Annotated in this window: 11 protein-coding genes and 2 pseudogenes; 8 read left to right on the top strand and 5 right to left on the bottom strand. The window is 60.0% G+C overall.

Translation table 11 applies throughout. From position 1 onward, the window contains the following. Nucleotides 1-86 precede the first annotated feature (86 nt). The 3 genes from ACZ5Y5_RS07375 (at nt 87) to ACZ5Y5_RS07385 (ending at nt 3,699) form a co-directional block, all read left to right on the top strand. Nucleotides 87-1,349 carry an MFS transporter gene (locus tag ACZ5Y5_RS07375; RefSeq protein WP_464808008.1) on the top strand — a complete coding sequence of 421 codons (1,263 nt, stop codon included), beginning with the start codon at nt 87-89 and terminating at the stop codon, nt 1,347-1,349. Nucleotides 1,350-1,449: 100 nt separating this feature from the next. Next, a complete protein-coding gene (locus tag ACZ5Y5_RS07380; RefSeq protein ID WP_464808009.1) occupies nt 1,450-2,754 on the top strand; it encodes an NtaA/DmoA family FMN-dependent monooxygenase in 1,305 nt (434 codons plus the stop codon). 255 nt (nt 2,755-3,009) lie between these two features. Next, a complete protein-coding gene (locus ACZ5Y5_RS07385; protein ID WP_464808010.1) occupies nt 3,010-3,699 on the top strand; it encodes a TetR/AcrR family transcriptional regulator in 690 nt (229 codons plus the stop codon). A 98-nt stretch (nt 3,700-3,797) separates the two neighbouring features. On the opposite strand, the gene ACZ5Y5_RS07390 is transcribed toward ACZ5Y5_RS07385, so the two are convergent. The 4 genes from ACZ5Y5_RS07390 to ACZ5Y5_RS07405 form a co-directional block, all read right to left on the bottom strand. Continuing rightward, complete coding sequence (locus ACZ5Y5_RS07390; protein WP_464808011.1) at nt 3,798-5,018, bottom strand: MFS transporter; 1,221 nt, start codon at nt 5,016-5,018, stop codon at nt 3,798-3,800. Between the two features lie 94 nt (nt 5,019-5,112). Continuing rightward, complete coding sequence (locus tag ACZ5Y5_RS07395) at nt 5,113-6,171, bottom strand: NAD(P)-dependent alcohol dehydrogenase (protein WP_464808012.1); 1,059 nt, start codon at nt 6,169-6,171, stop codon at nt 5,113-5,115. An 8-nt stretch (nt 6,172-6,179) separates the two neighbouring features. Continuing rightward, entirely contained in the window at nt 6,180-9,731 is a 3,552-nt protein-coding gene (gene car, locus ACZ5Y5_RS07400; protein ID WP_464808013.1) for a carboxylic acid reductase, read from the bottom strand. A gap of 348 nt (nt 9,732-10,079) precedes the next feature. Then, nucleotides 10,080-10,763, bottom strand: a complete 684-nt coding sequence (locus tag ACZ5Y5_RS07405; RefSeq protein ID WP_464808014.1) for a TetR/AcrR family transcriptional regulator — start codon at nt 10,761-10,763, stop codon at nt 10,080-10,082. A gap of 466 nt (nt 10,764-11,229) precedes the next feature. Between ACZ5Y5_RS07405 and ACZ5Y5_RS07410 the strand changes: the two genes are divergently transcribed. From ACZ5Y5_RS07410 to ACZ5Y5_RS07430, 5 genes and pseudogenes are all read left to right on the top strand, one after another. Continuing rightward, entirely contained in the window at nt 11,230-13,692 is a 2,463-nt protein-coding gene (locus tag ACZ5Y5_RS07410) for a TonB-dependent receptor (protein ID WP_464808015.1), read from the top strand. A 197-nt stretch (nt 13,693-13,889) separates the two neighbouring features. Then, nucleotides 13,890-14,408: an ATP-binding protein gene (locus ACZ5Y5_RS07415; protein ID WP_464808016.1), complete on the top strand. Its 519-nt coding sequence runs from the start codon at nt 13,890-13,892 to the stop codon at nt 14,406-14,408. Nucleotides 14,409-14,539: 131 nt separating this feature from the next. Further along, complete coding sequence (locus ACZ5Y5_RS07420; protein WP_464808017.1) at nt 14,540-16,021, top strand: hypothetical protein; 1,482 nt, start codon at nt 14,540-14,542, stop codon at nt 16,019-16,021. Between the two features lie 48 nt (nt 16,022-16,069). Continuing rightward, nucleotides 16,070-16,204, top strand: a pseudogene (locus tag ACZ5Y5_RS07425) (IS630 family transposase); the annotation flags it as partial. A gap of 218 nt (nt 16,205-16,422) precedes the next feature. Further along, nucleotides 16,423-17,364 carry an IS110 family RNA-guided transposase gene (locus tag ACZ5Y5_RS07430; protein WP_464808018.1) on the top strand — a complete coding sequence of 314 codons (942 nt, stop codon included), beginning with the start codon at nt 16,423-16,425 and terminating at the stop codon, nt 17,362-17,364. Nucleotides 17,365-17,377: 13 nt separating this feature from the next. Here ACZ5Y5_RS07430 and ACZ5Y5_RS07435 read toward each other — a convergent pair. Continuing rightward, nucleotides 17,378-17,710: pseudogene (locus ACZ5Y5_RS07435) on the bottom strand (IS110 family transposase); the annotation flags it as partial. Nucleotides 17,711-17,862: the final 152 nt, after the last annotated feature.

The following is a 17,862-nucleotide window of genomic DNA, read 5'->3' on the forward strand; positions in this document are numbered from 1 at the left end:
GACAGACAACGTCCGCCACTCCTTATCCTCACTGCTCGCCACATTCGCAGGAGCGTTCAGCACCCGCCTTACTCAGGAACATAGGCATGTCTGAAGCCATAGCGGCCGGCCAGCCGGTCAGGCAAGGACGCGGCGGCATGCTGGTCCGGGCAATGCTCGCGCAGAATGTCGGCACGGGATGCGCGTTCGGTGGACTGGGCGTCAGCGTCCTCGCGACGCAGGAGAGATATCATGCGTCCCTTGGAACGGCCACCATGGGGCTGTCCCTAACCGTTCTGTCCATGACAGCCCTGGGTCCGATGATGGCTGGCCTTATCAGCCGCTATGGCCTGAGGTCCGTTATGACAAGTGGCGTGGCGATGTCGCTGCTGGGATATCTCGCCCTGGCCTTCGCGCCGACGATGGCGCTGGCGCTTGCCGCCTGTGCACTGCTGATCGGGCCGGGTGCTGCGCTCTTCGCGGCCTTGCCTCCCGCTATCCTTGCGAGCGGCTGGTATCCCCATGACCGCGGAAAGGTGATGGGCATCGCCTACCTTCCCCTGCTGGTCACTTTCCTTCCGATGCTGGGCGTGGTCATCATCCAGCGGCATGGGCTGACCGCCTTTTATCTGTCGATCGTCGCAATACACCTGCTGCTGCTGCCCCTCATGCTGGGCGTCGCTGATCCGCCCGAAGAGCTTCTGGAGGAGCAGGAGACGGCCGCGTCGCCTACAGGGTCGGCCAAGGTCGTCATTCTGGGCAGCATGCTCTTCTGGGTGATCGTAATGGGCGATGGCATATTGAACGGCACGGCTATCGCGGGATCGGCCCACATGCTGCCGGTCATTAAGGAATATGGCGTTACGCTGGAGACGGGCGCCATGCTCCTTTCCTCATCCGGCGTGGCCAGCATCATCGGATCGCTGGTGGCGGGCTATGCCTGCGACCGAGTTGGCCCTGCCACCACGCTTGCCCTAGCTGCCATGGGGTTTGCTCTCGCCTGGACGCTGATTGCAATCACGGGATGGTTGCCGATCCTGACGGGGGCGTCATTCCTGATCGGATTTTGCGGAGCGTCGGTGTTCCCGCCGATCAGCGCCCTTATAGTCCAGATCTTCAGCATAGACGCGCTTCCTAAGGTTCTGGGGCTGCTAGGCATTATGACGCTGCCCTTCACCTTCGTCATGTCGCCGGTGGCAGGATGGTTGCATGACCTATGGGGCAATTATGAACCGGCGTTCGCAACGCTGATCGCTTCCTGCCTGCTGGCAGCGGCGGCGTTCTTTGGGATCAGCCGATACCTTGCGCGGAGGGGAGCGGCCGAACCGGATGTGTGTGGCGGCTATCTGTCGCCCGCGGACCCAGGCTGACTTGCGCACTACGCCGGTTCACAATTTTACGCCTTCACTCTTGCAATAGTTGATGTTCGTCAACTATCATCCCTGCAAGATCACAAGAGAGGTTCGAGCGATGGCACACACCAAATTCCACCTGGGCTATTTCACCAAATTCGGAGCCACGTCATGGCCGGGTGACGGCAAGGAGTTCGGATCGCAATGGGCGGACGGGTCCTACCATAAGGAACTGGCTAAGATTCTGGAGGCAGCGAAGTTCGACTTCGTCTTTTTCGAAGACAGCTTGATCGTCGGAGATCGCTACGCAGACTCTATGGAGCTGGACCTCAAGAATGCGACGCTCTCGCCCAAGCTCGATCCGCTGCCGCTACTGCCGGTGATGGCGCAGGAAACGTCGCATATCGGCCTGATCGCGACGGCGTCGACCACCTTCTATCCGCCATATCTGCTCGCCCGCCTGCTTTCCACCATCGACTCGCTAACGAAGGGGCGAGCAGGCTGGAACATGGTGACCTCGAGCGAGCGGAACGCCGCCCTGAACTTTGGCATGGACAAGATGCCGCCGCCGGTCGAGCGCTATGACATGGCCGACGAATTCGTCGATCTGGTCAAGCAGCTGTGGGACTCGTGGGAAGAAGGCGCGCTTGTCGCTGACACTGAAACCGGCGTCTATGTCGATCACAGGAAAGTGCGCACCGTCAATTTCGAGGGCAAGCACTACCGGTCGCGCGGTCCGCTGAACACCTTGCGATCGCCCCAGGGCTATCCCGTCCTCGCACAGGCGGGAGCCTCCGAGCGCGGACGCCAATTTTCATCCAAAAATGCCGAGGTCGTCTTGGGGATGATGACCGGTGGCGTACCCGGCATGAAGGCCTATCGCGAGGACATCCGCAATCGCGCCGAAAAACAGGGGCGCAATCCCGACGACATCAAAGTCTTATTCCTAACGCCTGTCGACATCTATCCCGAAGGTGAAGGGCGACCCGAAATGACCGAAGCGGAGAAGCAGGCTTCGTTCGAACATAATATTGTAATGGCCTCATCCTCGTTAGATGTCGACTTTTCGCAATATGATGTGGATGCGCCCGTGCCACAGGACATCGTCGCAGGCGGCCACACCAGCGCACTCGACTTCATGAAGAAGGCGGGCAGGGAAGAAGGAAAGTCCCTCCGCGACCTGTTCTCCGTCGGCAAGGGCGCGAGCGGAATGGATTTCAGCGGCACCGCCGATCAAGTGGCCGAAAAGATGATGGCGGTCATGGACGAAGTGGGCGGCGATGGTTTCCTGATCGAAGGATCGGGCTATAATCGTCAACTCCCGGATCTGGTGAATGGCGTCATTCCCACGTTGCAACGGGCCGGCGCTGTTCGCACCGAATACCGCGGCACCACACTGCGGGAGATACTGCGCGAATTCTGACTAGGCGATGGCGATCATCTCAGTGGTTGATCGCACCCGATCGCCGGCTGCGGTATGCTCGCCCGCAACGCTAATCCCATGAAAGCGGCGGACGGCGTCCACGCTATACTCGGGGCCAACCTCTCCAGGTAGCCACGAGATCGCTGCGCCCTCGCGGCTGAGAAGCAGGATGGGTTCGTTATCGCTCCAGGATCATCGGCCGCATACAGGTTCAGGTATCTTTCCTCGCGCCGAATTCATGCGTACGGATGCAGCATGACCAAACAGAAGCCGAAGACCACGAAACTCCCAGCTCCGACCCGTCCTGGCGTATATTCCCGCGGTTCCGACACCGTCGATGCAATTTTGAAAGCGGCTTCGCACGTACTGATAGAGGAAGGCGCAGCGGCATTCACTCTCCGGCGGATCGCTTCGGAATGCGGCATGCAGGTGGGAAATGTAAGCCGACATTTTCCACGCAAAGAAATGCTAGTGCAGGTTCTTCTTGAAGAACTTCTCAGCCCTAGCGAGGGCGAGATCAGAAGAAATATCACCAATACAGGAATGCCTGCAGACGAGGCGCTTGCGCTCGTTATCGGAGGGAGTCTGGAGGAGATCCAGACAAAGAGGATGACGCACCTGTTCACAGAACTGTGGGCAATGGCCAATCATAATGAGTTCGTGGCGGAACGGGTTGAATTGGTATACCGGTATGTCCATGGCCTCATCGGGACGTTTGTAGCGGAACTTAACCCCACTCTGTCGCCCGACGAGGTGGAGATCGTATCGGTATACATCAGCGCCTCAATCGAGGGAGCAACGATGCTGGCGGGATATGGTAAGCCATGGAACAGCGCGATGCCTCAAATCAAGGCCATAGCTGTCAAGTTCCTGGTAAGTCTGGCGAAGACGATCACCCCCGCAGAGGTTCACGGGCTATCGGATGTCGCCACCGACGCGGGTTAACTGGCGCCGCAACGACGAAGCGTAATGTACTTGGTTTTTTCCAACCGAGGTCATGTGAAAGCGCGCACAGACCCCCGGCGAACAGGATACCAAGATCTTCATGCCGCTAAGGTTTGGCGGCCGCTAGTTGTCCGGTCGATCCAGGTGAATATCGTGGCCGCGCCAAAAGATGCTGCCACCAACAGGAGCATCGCCAAATGGTAGCTGCGAGTGGCGTCGCGGAGCCATCCGGCAACTGGAGCGCCGAACGTGAACGGCAGCGTGAATGCTCCTAGAAATCCTAGGACCCGGGGGAAGGCTGCGGTCCCGAATATCTGGGCAACAAGAACGGTAACGAGTGGAAAAATGGCAGCGCCAGAAATGCCCATGATGATCATGGCGAGAGCCAATCCGGAAAACCAATCGCTCGCCGAAATTATTATCCAGCTGACGGCCAATCCTGCACCTGCAATGATCAGCGTTCGCGCGGCTCTGAGTTTATCGCAAGCCAGTCCTGCCAGGATGGACCCAATGATGCTCGCTAAACCCTTGATGGACAGGAGCAGCGCCGCGGAGGAGGCGGCCACGCCATATTCGGTCGCTATGGCGACAATATGTGCCGAACCGGTGATGGTGCTTGCCTGAAGTACCCCTTCGCCAACCAAAATCGCCCAAAATAATGGCTGCGACAGAATAGCAGGCCTTGAAGCCGGATTTACGGCCACATGTTCTGGTTGCGCGCATTCAGGCGGCTCCGAAACCCCCAGCAGCACCGGCAGAAGACAAATGTGCAGCCCCGCCAGCGCGAGGAACATCGCCGGCAGCCCAAATCGCTGCATGATCATCAAGCCAAGCAACGGGATCACCGTCACGAACAGCGGAATATAGGCGATCCCGACCGCCCGCCCACGCGCGTGCGGATGCCAGTTGCCCGCAAGAATACTAGGCGGCAGACCTCCGAGCAGCGAAGCGCCCGGACCAATTGCCAGGGTGCAAATGACAAGCGTGGCTTCAATCGACTGAACAAGGGCAAGCAGAACATAGCCTGTCACCGACAGCGCAAGGCCGAGCATCATCGTGCTGCGCAGGCCGATCCGGGAAATCAATCCTGCGACAAGCGGTCCCAGCCCGCTCATCGCCAGCACGGTCAGCGCAAGAACCATCGCGGCCATGCCCCGCGTCGTATCGAAACGGTCCTGGATCGCTAATATGCTGACGGCGAACCCACCAAATGCGGAGCCTGTAGCCACATTCTGCGCAAGGAACGCGCGAACAAGCATCCTGCGCGCTTTGCGTCTGTCCGGGTCTGCGGCGGCGCGGCGCTGCGCAAGGCTGCTCATATCGTGGCGATCCCCGATGAATGTATAGCGAGAAGTCGAACGTGCCCGCCGGACCAAGCCCAGCGCGCTGATACGTTATCGACGACCCCTTCCTTTATGATTTCCGCAGCGATGCGTTATCGATGACGAAGCGGTAGTGGACGTCGCCCTTTTTCATACGTTCATAGGCGGCGTTGATGTCCTGGATGTCGATCATCTCGACATCGCAGGTGATGCCATTGGCGGCGCAGAAGTCGAGCATCTCCTGGGTTTCCGCGATGCCGCCGACATTGGAGCTGGCGACGGACTTGCGGCCCATCATCAGCGGCACGTTGTGGAGCGGCGGGTCGATCGCCCCGAGCAGTCCCAGGAGGATGAGCGTGCCGTTCCACGCCAGGGTGGCGACATAGGGATTGACGTCGTGCGCGTTGGGAACGGTGTCGAGGATATAGTCGAAGCTGTTGGCTGCTGCCGCCATCTGCGCCTCGTCGGTGGAGAGTACGACATGGTCAGCGCCCAGGCGCCGCGCTTCCTGCTCCTTGTCCGGGCTGCGGGTGAACAGGGTCACCTCCGCGCCCATCGCCTTGGCGAACTTGAGCCCCATATGGCCGAGGCCGCCCAGGCCCACCACCGCCACCTTGTGCCCCGGGCCGACCTTCCAGTGGCGCAGCGGCGAGTAAGTGGTGATACCCGCGCACAGCAGCGGCGCTGCGGATTTGGCGTCCATGCCCTCGGGAATGCGCACCGTGAACTTGTCCGATACGATGATATTTTCAGAATAGCCGCCATAGGATGGCGTGCCGTCATGCCGATCCATGAACCCGTAGGTCGGCGTTGCATATTCCACGCAATAGGGCTCTTCGCCCCCATGGCATGGCTTGCATTTCTGGCAGGAATCCACATAGCAGCCGACCCCCACCATGTCGCCGGGCTGGAACTTGCTGACCTCGCTGCCGACCGCCGTTACCCGGCCGACGATTTCATGGCCAGGAACGGTGGGATAGATGGTGTAACCGGCATGGTTGCGGGCGTGGTGGAGATCGGAATGGCACACGCCGCAATAGAGGATGTCGATCGCCACGTCGTCGGCACGCAGGTCCCGGCGGGTGAAGGAGAAGGGCTCCAGATCGGTGTCTGCGCCCTGGGCTGCATAGGCTTTGGTCACGTTGGTCATGGCTTTGTCTATTGTCCCTGGATGAGGCCAAGCCGCGAAAGGTCGGCCAGATATTTGACGATAAGAGGGCGAGACAGGTGGGGCACATCCTTCGCCGCGCTCACCTCATGCGCGATCACGTCGGCACGGAAGCGTGCCGAAGGAACCGACGTCCCGAACTCACCGGGCATTTGATATTGCAGCTGGTGCAGCAGCGGCAGGGAGCTTTGCTGCCTTATGCCGTCGGGCAGCGCGCGCAGCGCCGTGCCGAAGCGGTCCAGCCAGTCGGCATAGTCCTCTATCCGCTGTACCGGATATCCCGCCGCATCAATCCAGTCGACGAAGCTATCGAGCGAGATGCCGTCATCATGGGAGTTGATGACATGGTAGGTGCGGTAGCCGCTCGTCGCCCTCGCGCCCAGGCCAGCGATGGCCTCAGCCGTGAAGTCCACCGGTAGTCCTGGATAATGGGGCTTTGCCGTACCCCTGTAGAAGGATCGCGGCGCCAGCCCCGTCGCCACGATGCTCATGATGAGGCGGGTGAACATGTCGGGGACATTGAGCTGCCCCTCGTAGCGGCTGTGCGCCAGGATCATGTCGGAGCGGAAGGTCGCGACCGGCAAGCCGAAGCGGTCATGCGCATCGCGCAACAACACCTCTGCGGCCCATTTGCTGTTGGCATAGCCGTCGGCATAGCCTTCGCTCGACAGCGGGCGGACCGGGGATGTCGTGCGGACATCGGCATCCTCGTCGATCATCGCGCCCTCCGGCGTATGCGCCGCTGCGATGGTTGAGACATTGTTGATGGGCTTTAGCCGGTGCGTGATCGCGAGGCGGATAATCTCGGCCGTGCCGACCACATTGGGGCCGAACAGCTGCTGATAAGGCAGGACATGGTTCACCAGCGCGGCCGGATGGACGATCAGGTCGACGCTTTGCGCTAGCCTTTCCCAATCGACGTCGGCAAGGCCAAGCTGCGGTTCACCTAGGTCGCCTGCCAGAACTTCCAAATGATCCTTGGCAAGCTGGTCAAAGCGGCTTTTGAGTTGCGGATCGCTGTTGAACACCGCGGCGATGCGCTGGCGTGCAGCCTCGCCATCCTGGCCACGGGCAATGCACAGCAGCTTACCACCCACCGCTACCATGCGCTCTAGCCATTCCAGGCAGAGGAACCGCCCCAGATAGCCGTTCGCGCCGGTGAGGAACACTGTTCGGACGTCGCTCGCAGGCGGCAGAGCGTCCCGCGCCGCCTCCAGCACGGCGCCGTCGATGAAGCGATCCAAGGTCAGGTCGCTTGCGCGGATCTCCTTGGCTCCCGGCCCATGCACTGAAGCAAAGGTCGGCCCCTTGGCACCGCCGCTTCGCCCCCGTTCGATGAACTGGGCGACATCGTGCATGCTTCCGGCAGGACTGTTGATGACCGAGACCGGTACATCCACGCCATACACTTCTTCAAGCAGCAAGGAACAGGACACCGCCGAAAGAGAGTCGCCCCCAAGGTCTGCAAAGCTCATCCGCTTCGACAGGTCGACATCCTCAAGGCCCAGCGTCGCCTTGAGCGCGCGGGCGACCGTTTCCAGCACCGGCAGGTCCTTGCCTTTCCGGCGCAGCGTCTCAAGTTCATCCTGCTGACTGGCCGCGATCCGGTCGTAGACCGCTTCGAGCGCCGCAGTGTAGCGCTCCTTGAACTTGGGCCGCTGATATTTGCCGATGCCTGCCAGCAGGCCGTTTTCGGCACTGAAGGGTTCCTGCTCAACGATGAAGTCGCGCGGCACCTCATAGGGTTGCAGCTGTTCGGCGCGCGCTATGGTTTGGATCGCCTCGCGCAAGGCATGTTTGATCGCGGTCGGATCATCAGCGATGCCCATCTGCTGGAGCGTCGCTTCATTGGGCACGAACACGCCGACCAGGAAGGCGCGCTCGCTGGTTCCGTAGAGATAGACCTGCTTGATCAGCGGATCGCCATTGGTGAAGATCGCCTCCAGCCGGGCGATCGCGACGAACTCGCCCTGGGCGAGCTTGAGCACATTGTTGCGGCGATCGACATAGACCAGATGGTCTGGCGCGATTTCCTGCATGATGTCGCCGGTCTTGTAATAGCCTTCCTCGTCGAACACCGCGGCGGTGGCATCGGGGCGCTTGTAATAGCCCAGCATGATGCTCGACGTCTTGATGCGCAGCTCGCCGCGCGGATAGGGCTTGTCGGTCCTGAAGTAGCCAAGCTCAGGTACGTCATCGAGCTTATAGTCCAGGACCGGCGGGCGCTGGATGCGGTTGTCGGCCAGGACGGCGGCGACTTCGGTCGCGCCATAATTATTGCCAAGCTTGTAGCCCAGGCACTCTTCCATGAACTGCAACACTTCAGGGGCAAGCGGGGCCGAGGCGAAGGACGCGACCAGCAACCGCCCGCCCAGGACCACGTCGCGCGTCTCGCGCAGCAGCTCGGCCTTGACCGCATCCATGTCCGCGCTGGGCACGGAGCGCCGTTCCAGCGCGACCTGATAATGCTGGTAAATCATCTCGCACACGCGCGGCACCAGCATCATGTAGGTTGGGCGGCAGATGCGCAGGTCGTCGAACAGTTCCGACAGGTCCTTCTTACCCGTGAAATAGCCGATCCCGCCAAGGCCGAGCAGCGAGAAGACGATGCTGCGCCCCGATGTATGGTTCATCGGCATGTAGATGAGGTTGATCATCGGCATGGGGGAATCGACCAGCCACAACTGCTTGATCATCCGCTCAGGCAGCATCGCGCCCTTGGGCAGGCCGGTGCTGCCCGACGTATAGTAGATGGTGCTCAGCCGCTCGCCATCGGCCTTCTCGAACAAAGACGCGGGCGGCAGGGCCCTGCCCTTTGCCAGGGCCTCGTCCAGCGTGACCAGCAGATGCGCGAGCCCCGCCTCGGCAAGCTTCGCCTGGGCCGCTTCGAACCGCTCGCGCTCGTCATCGACCTGCGGATGATAGTCGAACAACAGCAATCCGCGCGGGCGATGGCCCTGGATGACCAGTTGGACCGCAGTCTCGATATATTCCTGGCTGACGGCCAGCCAGCTGGGCGCCACCTCGTTGAAGATGGACAGCGACTGTTGCAGCGCCCCATTGGCCTGGAGCGGAACAAGGACGGCGCCATTGTGAATGCCCGCAAGATCAACCGTGACGAAATCCACACTGCCAAAGGCCAAGATGCACAGGAAATCGTCGGCCTTGAGCGGCTGCCCGGCATCGTCATGCCAAAAGGCCGCCAGATGCCGCGCCCGCTCCCAGAGCGTGGCATAGCTCGTGGTCTCAAAATGCTTCTGGATCTCACGCGTGGCACGGCCCGTTGCCGGATCGACCTTCAACGCCACCGCCCGCTCGGCCAACGCCGCACGATCGGCATAACCCTCCATGCAGGTCGCCACGATCCGCGCAAAACCCATACCGCTGACACGCTTGGCCGTGTTGATCAGAGGGTCCGGAAGCGCACCAGAAACCTGTGCGTCGGTCTCGACCAAGAACTTGAGACGATCCGCAATGCCTGTCGCATAGTCCTCAACGGACACCGTATATTGCGCCCGGTCCAGCTTGTCCTGAATACCCATATCACCTCTCGATTTTATTTTAATGCGGACAATGATTATATTGCCCGAAACATTTTTCTTCGGATCATCTTGCCTCCAACTTTCCACTTTTGGTTTGGCAATCCGGATGATCCAACATGCAGCAAGTCAACCGCGCGAATTCAATGTCCGCTTCGGGTTCATGCTATAAGTTGGTTATTCCACAACAGGCGGTGCTCTGCCGCAAAAGCATGACGAGAATATTTGGTAATCACCAAGTTTTGTCAATGGCGATTTTTTGAGATAGACCGGTTTCGCGCGCGCAAGCAGGGGCAAGGCGTTGAAAAACCCCGCCTGACCTTCCTGCTTATACCGCGGTCTCCCGTCGGTTTATATATTTCGGGACTTGATCGGAGCGGGAGGCAGATTCGCTATTTCCGCCGGCGTGATTGTCTTGGCGAGGTCGACCAGACCCTTGATCGCAATATTCTTCACGCCGGGCATGCAGGACGCCCACGGCCGGTTATAGCCTGAAAACATGGTCATGCCATCGACCGCACCGTAGATGAATATGGCGACCACCGCGGCGTCATCATGACTTAATGCCGGATTCAGTTGCTCAACCATTCCCGCAATCACGCGGTGAACATGGCGATGCAGCGCTTCCAGCCGGTCAGCCACGACCTGATTGTGGTTCGCCATCGCCCAAAGCTCAGTGAACAGATGCGCCGTCTGCTTCGTGCTGACATCATCCAGAATGTGCGCGATCAGCCGGGCCAACCCGTCCTCAGCGAGGAAATAAGGCTGCTCCATAGCCCATTTGACCTGCTGTTCACCGGCAAGCAGGATCTCGTCCAGCAGAACCTCGACCAGCATTTCCTTGCGGGGGAAATGGTGGTTCACATGCCCCACCTTCAAACCGCATTCCGTAGCGATGCGCTGAAGCGTAAAGGCGCCCGCGCCTTCCTCCACCAACACATGCAACGCAGCCTTGAGGATCGCGTCTACCGTCTCGGCTCCGCGCGAATAGACGCCAGGCTTCCGACGTCTGGCTGTTTTCAGGTCATCGCTCATCGGCCCTCTATATCTGTCGCTAAGCGGCGATCAGCAAGCGAAACCGACGCGAGGCAACGCGGGAGAGCTATTATATTATCTCCGAAAAAGCGGGCGTTAGGACGCCCATCGGCAATTCAGTTGTATTTCCCAAGCGCACTTTCCGCCCCGCACTCCCAACCCGAATTTTCCTGATTGACAAAACCTTGTTAATCTCCAAGTATTCGAACTCGGCCCAGCATGGCAGAATGCCGTTAGAAGAGGATGACGGGCGGATCCCGAATTCTCGGGCAATTTTCTGAATGTGAGGACGCCTCCAAAGTCAACAAGCGCTTCTGGAAAAGAGGCAGATCAGACCGGACGCGGTCGATCGAAGTAAGGGCCAGATGTTCATTCGTATCGGATGGGCCTGTCTTTGTTACGCCATAAGAACCGGGCTCACATCAGCATAATGACAGAGAACAATAATCAATAGAGGGGAAGAATCATGACTATGCGACATTTGACTTTGATCCGGGCGCTGATGGGAACAGCCGTCCTCGTCGGCTGCGCTGGAACGGCCTTCTCCCAGACATCGGCGCGACAGGATGAGCCTGCTCCGACCGCCTCAGCCACCGGATCGGGCCTTTCGGAAATCATCGTTACAGCACGCAGGCGCGAAGAACGGCTACAGAATGTCCCGATCTCCGCGACCGCGTTCGACGCCAACTCGCTGACGCAACGTAACATCTCGAATACGCAGGACCTGCTGGGGCAAGTACCCTCGCTTGTGGTCGGCGGATCGGGACAGCAGCGCAATACCGAGAATATCACGATCCGTGGCCAAGGCGCGACCTTCAACGCGGCGCCGGGCGTGGTACTCTATTCGGCTGAAGTCCCGCTGATCGCGGATCAGCGCAACAACGCCCAGAATGGCGGCGGCCTCAACTATTACGACCTCGCCAGCCTGCAGGTCCTGCGCGGACCGCAAGGCACGCTGTTTGGCCGTAACACAACTGGCGGCGCGGTCCTGTTCGAACCGCAGCGTCCAACGGACCGACTCGAAGGTTATGGCCAGATCCAATATGGCAATTATGATTCGATCGAGTTGCGCGGCGCGCTGAACTTGCCGATTGTCGAAGATACGCTCCTGCTGCGCGTCGCCGGCATCTATCAGAAGCGCGACGGTTTCACGCACGAAATCACCACGGACACGGACCTGGATAATCGCAATCGCTATTCCTTCCGTGCAGGTTTGACCTGGCGCATTGCGCCCGGCATCGAAAATTATCTCCTCGCGACCGTGGGCCGCGTCCAGGAACATGGCACGGGAACGGTGCCTAATGCCGTCCCCGACGGCGTTGATCCTCAAACGGGGCTGCCATTCAGCACCTATCTCCAGCAACAGAACGGTCGCGGTATCCGGTCGGTCGCACTCAGCCCGTTGCTCTGGAGCGAACGGACACGCTATTTCTCCATCACCGACATCTTCTCGGCAGAACTTACCGATACTTTGACCTTCCGTAACATCGCCAATTATCAGCATCTGAAGAACAGCGCGCCTTTCGATGGCGATGGCTATCCTGACGATCACAGGCCTCCATCCACACAGGGCGGTACTTTGATCGGCGCCGATGAGATCAGTCCCGGTGGATTTTCAAAGTACAACTACTACACCGATGCACGGCAATATTCGTTTGAGCCCCAGTTTCAGGGCAAGCTCGCGGGGGAAGCGCTCAACTTCACCGTGGGCGCCTATTATGAGAGCGTGAAGCCGCTGGGCGCGCAGTTGGTTTCAGCTTTCAATCCGACCCGTCGCGGCCAGAGGACGATCAGCCAAGCCCTGTATGCACAAGGAACCCTATCCTTCGGCAGCCTGTCACAGAGCCTTGATGGACTGCGGCTGACCGCGGGCTATCGCTATACATGGGACAAGCTGACGGCCTTCTCGAACTTTGGGTTGCCCGATGCGCCCGTCACGAGGTCCAGTGCCAAGTTCAAGGCGCCGAACTGGACAGTAGGCCTTGATTATAATGTGAACCAGAACGTGTTGCTCTACGCAAAGGTCAGCCGGGGATACAAGACGGGCGGCGTCGGCACTTCGACCCCTGCACCTGATCTTCGTTCCTTCCAGCCGGAATTCGTAACCGCTTACGAGGGCGGCATCAAAGCCGACTGGCATGTCGGCAGCATTCCGATCCGCACGAACATCAACTATTATTACACAAGCTATAAGGATTTGCAGAGGACCGGGGGAACTGCCTATTTCTACAATGGGCAGCAGGTCTTTGGCGCGCAAACCAGCAACGCGGGCAAGGCGCACCTTCAAGGGGTGGAGTTCGAGGGCGAGGTGCGGCCCACACGCTGGCTCACGCTGTCGGGCACCTATTCCCACACCGCTGCAAAATATGATGAATATACCGCGCCATCCCTGTTTCCCGATGGCATTCCTGCCTTTGGCCTGCCGCCCGGCTTCGATTGCGGCGTGGGTGTTCCGTTCAATGGCGAAACGGGTCAGTGCGTCCTGACCGACATCCCTTTTCAGTTCACCCCGAAAAACCAGTTCAGCATCACCGGCAGGGTCGATTTGCCGCTTGATGAATCGATTGGGAAGGTCAGCATTTCGGCAACCTATTCCTACATCGATGCTCAATATACCTCACCGTCCAAGGCACCCATTGACGAGCCGTTCGCCTATATCGGCGGCAACTGTCCCCGCGTGAATAGCGGAACCTATGCCGGGTCGGTCCAGTGCGGGCCGGGAGATGGCTACGGCTTGCTGGGACTGAACATACAGTGGCAAAATGTCGCTGGGTCGAACTTCGATCTCGGCGCTTTCGCCACGAACCTGACCAATGAAAACTATATCATCAGCAGCCAGGGCATTTCCTATCAGAACGGCTTCAACTCCTACATTTATGGCGAGCCTAAAATGTACGGCATTTCGCTTCGGTATCACTTCGGTACCTGAGCAAGCGAAGCGCAATCGCCTTCTCAGCGATTGCGCTTTGCCTTCCCTGTCGGTCCGCTGGCATCTGGGTGGGATATCAGTCGCTACTGCTACATAGCATCGAGCACGGATTTGCGCAGAGAGTTCCGGTCAAACCGCTTGGATAATTGGAGGGTCGATAATGGTCTTCCTGCTGAGATCACAAAGAGGTCCAAGAAATGGCACGTACGAAATTTCACCTTGGCTACTTCACCAAGTTTGGAGGTACTTCATGGCCAGGCGACGGGAATCACTGGCCAGACCGCACCGGAAAGACTTGGCTGGGATGTGCGTTCGATCATCAGGATGCGCGCAACGATCACCCAGTACTGTATATGCATATGCCTCTCTTGTTCGAGGACCTTGCCCTCGCGCGCCTCGATGGCCGGTTCCCGCTAGTGGGCGACAAGCTCATCCGCGTGCAATCGCTGATCCTAGATGACTGGGGCACTCACGGTCTCAATGATCAGCAGCGGCTCAACCTGCTCGAAATCTTCGAGGATCGCTATCGTCGCAAATCCACATTGATCACCGCTCATCTCCCCGTCGCCCGGCGGTGCGAAAGATGTCAGCGACCTCGAGTGAGGTGCGCAGCGGCTCAGCCGTCTGGCGCCACTTGTGGATCGGGCAACGTTACCAACCTGTCGAGCGGGTTCCGCTACTGCCTTGGAGCTGGGACCATGACGCCGTGCTATTAACTTCTGTACCATTAACCCTCAAATCGGTCATGGGCCAAGCACCTTTACAGTCTCCGCCCAATGGTTATTGGCTACTTTAAAGTCGGCAGAAATGTAGATCGCCGGTAATTATCATCTAAGAGGTTCGAGCAATGATAGACCGCCGTAATTTCCTGAACGCGGGAATATTGACAGCGGCCGGGGCGCTAATCGTCCCGGCGCGCGCTGCGGAAACCCCGGCGAGCCTGTCGCTCTCGCTCAATGGATCGGCGCAAGGGCCGCTGGTGCCCCGCGACTTTGTCGGCCTGTCCTACGAGACGCAGCAGCTTGAAACGCCCGATTTCTTCAACGCGCGCAACCGCCCGCTGGTCCGCGCTTTCCGTGACCTGACGCCCGCTGGCATTCTGCGCATCGGCGGCAACACCAGCGAATTTTCCTGGTGGAAGGAGCGCCCCGGCGACAAGCAGCCGCCGCGCATCGAACGGCCGATCAAGCCGGGCCAGCCGCGCCCTGACCTGAGCTACGCCGTCACCCCAGCAGCCATCGATGCGCTCAAGGGCTTCCTGGATGCGACCGGATGGCGGTGCATTTATGGCCTTAACCTTGGCAATGGCGTGCCGCATGACATGGCGCGCGAGGCAGCCTATGTCCAACGGCGGCTTGGCAAGCGGCTGGTTGCGTTCGTCATCGGCAATGAAGTTGACGTGTTCAGCTCGCACCTGCGCGATCCCAAGACCTGGGGTCCCGACACCTATCTTGCCGAATGGCTCGCCGCTGCCCATGCGATCACGGCGGTCAGCCCGGATGCCCGCTTCATCCTGCCCGACGTCGCTTACAAGCTCGACTGGCTGCCCGCCATCGCCGACCGCTGGGCGTCGATCAAGAATCCGCCGCGGATCGAGGCATTGTCGCATCATTTCTACAAGGGCGGTCCCAATGATCCGCGGATCAAGCCCGACCGCCTCCTCCTGCGCTCGACCCGGGAGGCTCAGGAAGGCAAGCTGACCAGCGACGCCGCGCGCAAGATGGGTGTTGCCTACCGCATGACGGAAGGCAACACCGCCTACCACGGTGGCAAGCCGGGCGTGTCGGATAGCTATGTCGCAGCGCTCTGGGCCGCTGATTATATGCTCCAGCTCATGTCGCTAGGCTATTCCAGCGTGAACCTGCACGGCGGCGCTGGCCCTGCGGTTGCCAACTCGGTCGGCGGCCTTGCGGGCGAAAAAATGCTGCCCGACGCGCAGCCCCGCCCGCGCCCCTTCTACACGCCGATCGGCAATATGGACGGGCAAGTGCAGCCGCAGCCGGTCTATTGGGGCATGAAGTTTGCCGGGCTGTTCAGCGGGGCGCGCATGCGGACCGTCCAGTTGGACGCGCAGGGCCTCAACGTCGTCGCTTATGCAGCCGACACGGCTCAGGGCACGCTGCTCGCTATCCTTAACAAGGAAGTCAGCACCGACGTCCGCCTGCCGCTGCCCCGCCACCAGAGCGTCGCCACGTTGAGCGGCCCGTCCCTTGACAGCCGTGAGGCCCGCCTGGACCTCACCTCCCGCAGCGTCCCTGCCGCTACTGTCGACATCGCGCGGTCATCCGCCACTATTGTCAGATTGGGCAAAGTCGTTGCGGCTGTTTGATTGCAGCTTCGGACCCTGATGGGGTTGGCGTCGCCAAACGGGGCAGGCCTCAAGGCCATGCTCCGAAAAGCAGGCGAGCGCACCGTCAGCGGCCTGTGTGGCCTCATCGGCAGGCTTGTTGACATCTTCCAGCCCACCGAATGTGCCAACTATTTCAGCTCGTGCGGTTATGATCCAGACTGATCGAAAACCGCTTGTCTTATGACATTGCGGTCCGTTTGGGTCATGCTGGATTGCCCGGGCCGGGGTGGCCACCCCGGCCCGGGCGGAAGGGGACGGATCGTGAAAGCGCCGGTCGTTGTGGGACCGGGTTAGAGTAGGATCGCCCCTTTCTTTTCCATCAGGCCCGAACGGATACCGGGGTTTTGGACCCGGATGACAAGCATGGGACAGCGGAAAAGATGAGCGACAATCTACCACAGACGATCGGCATCGACATCTCCAAAGCGAGCCTCGACTGCCATGTCCACCCTGCCGGCGCCGAGCGCCAGTTCGCCAACACCGCCAAGGGCCACAAGGCGCTGATCGCCTGGCTGCGACAATGGCCGGTCGAGCGGATCGCCTATGAGGCAACCGCAACCTACCATCGGGCGCTGGAGGCGGCTCTGGCTGCCTGGCCCTGCGTGAAGCTCAACCCGGAGCGCGCCCGGCGCTTCGCCCAGGCGACTGGCATTCTGGCCAAGACCGATCGCATCGATGCCATGTTGCTGGCCCGTATGGCGGCCACCTTGCAGCCGCCGGTCAGACCCGCTCGAAGCGCACAGCAGGCGCAGATGGCGGAGCTCATCAATGCCCGAGACGGCCTCGTGCGCGATCGCACCGCGCTCAAGAATCGCGAGAAGAACCTCACCATCGCCTTCCTCAAGCGCCAGTGCCGGCAGCGGCTCGAGCAGATCGATCGGCATATCGAGGCGCTCGATACCGAGATCGCCAACCTGATCGCCGCCGATGCCGCGCTCGCCCGCCGGCATGAGATCCTCACCAGCATCGCCGGCGTCGGAACGCTGACCGCCAACCAGCTCATCGCCACCATGCCCGAACTCGGCAGCCTCGAGAACAAGCAGGCCGCATCCCTCGCCGGCCTCGCCCCCGTCGCTCGACAGTCCGGACAATGGAAAGGCAAGAGCTTCATCCGTGGCGGACGCGCCAACGTGCGGCAGGCTCTCTATATGCCGGCCCTCGTCGCCGCCCGGTACAATCCCGATCTCAAGGCAAAATATCAGCAGCTCGTTACTGCCGGGAAGCCCGCCAAGATCGCCATCACCGCCGTCATGCGAAAGCTCGTCGTCACCGCGAACGCCCTGCTCAAAGCCGATCGATGCTGGACGCAATCTCCAGCTTGATCATCACGGATACTCTAATCGGCACGAAGCGCATGTTCGGCCTGGCGACCGCTTCGCAAATCGATTCCGCGTCGGCGGCATCCGTCTTATTTCTTTTGACAAAAGGTTTGACGTACTGCGGCGGAATGAGCCTCATCGTATGGCCCAATTCGATGAGCAAACGCCCCCAATGATGCGCGCTGGAGCACGCTTCCATGCCTACCAAACATGCTGGTTGTTTCTTAAAAAACGCGATGAGATCTACGCGAGAAAGCCTTCGGCGTAGAACCGTATGGCCGTTCTCGTCCACGCCATGGACTTGGAACACCGTCTTTGCGAGGTCGAGGCCGATAGCGATCACTGACATGCTTCCCTCCTTTGATGACTGGCCATGAGAGTGCACCCTTCAATAGGGGTGGTCCATGCCATCAAATGGGCGGTCCAGCGCGCCCGCTACATGACACTGGAAAGCGTCGCCCAAATCGGCGATGATCCGCTCGTCACGCTGCCGCCTATGGC

The sequence above is a fragment of the Sphingobium sp. TomTYG65 genome (assembly GCF_055395525.1).

Coding starts and splice junctions, on each gene's coding strand:
- ACZ5Y5_RS07375 (WP_464808008.1), top strand. CDS start 87: ATGTCTGAAGCCATAGCGGCCGGCCAGCCGGTCAGGCAAGGACGCGGC.
- ACZ5Y5_RS07380 (WP_464808009.1), top strand. CDS start 1,450: ATGGCACACACCAAATTCCACCTGGGCTATTTCACCAAATTCGGAGCC.
- ACZ5Y5_RS07385 (WP_464808010.1), top strand. CDS start 3,010: ATGACCAAACAGAAGCCGAAGACCACGAAACTCCCAGCTCCGACCCGT.
- ACZ5Y5_RS07390 (WP_464808011.1), bottom strand. CDS start 5,018: ATGAGCAGCCTTGCGCAGCGCCGCGCCGCCGCAGACCCGGACAGACGC.
- ACZ5Y5_RS07395 (WP_464808012.1), bottom strand. CDS start 6,171: ATGACCAACGTGACCAAAGCCTATGCAGCCCAGGGCGCAGACACCGAT.
- car (WP_464808013.1), bottom strand. CDS start 9,731: ATGGGTATTCAGGACAAGCTGGACCGGGCGCAATATACGGTGTCCGTT.
- ACZ5Y5_RS07405 (WP_464808014.1), bottom strand. CDS start 10,763: ATGAGCGATGACCTGAAAACAGCCAGACGTCGGAAGCCTGGCGTCTAT.
- ACZ5Y5_RS07410 (WP_464808015.1), top strand. CDS start 11,230: ATGACTATGCGACATTTGACTTTGATCCGGGCGCTGATGGGAACAGCC.
- ACZ5Y5_RS07415 (WP_464808016.1), top strand. CDS start 13,890: ATGGCACGTACGAAATTTCACCTTGGCTACTTCACCAAGTTTGGAGGT.
- ACZ5Y5_RS07420 (WP_464808017.1), top strand. CDS start 14,540: ATGATAGACCGCCGTAATTTCCTGAACGCGGGAATATTGACAGCGGCC.
- ACZ5Y5_RS07430 (WP_464808018.1), top strand. CDS start 16,423: ATGAGCGACAATCTACCACAGACGATCGGCATCGACATCTCCAAAGCG.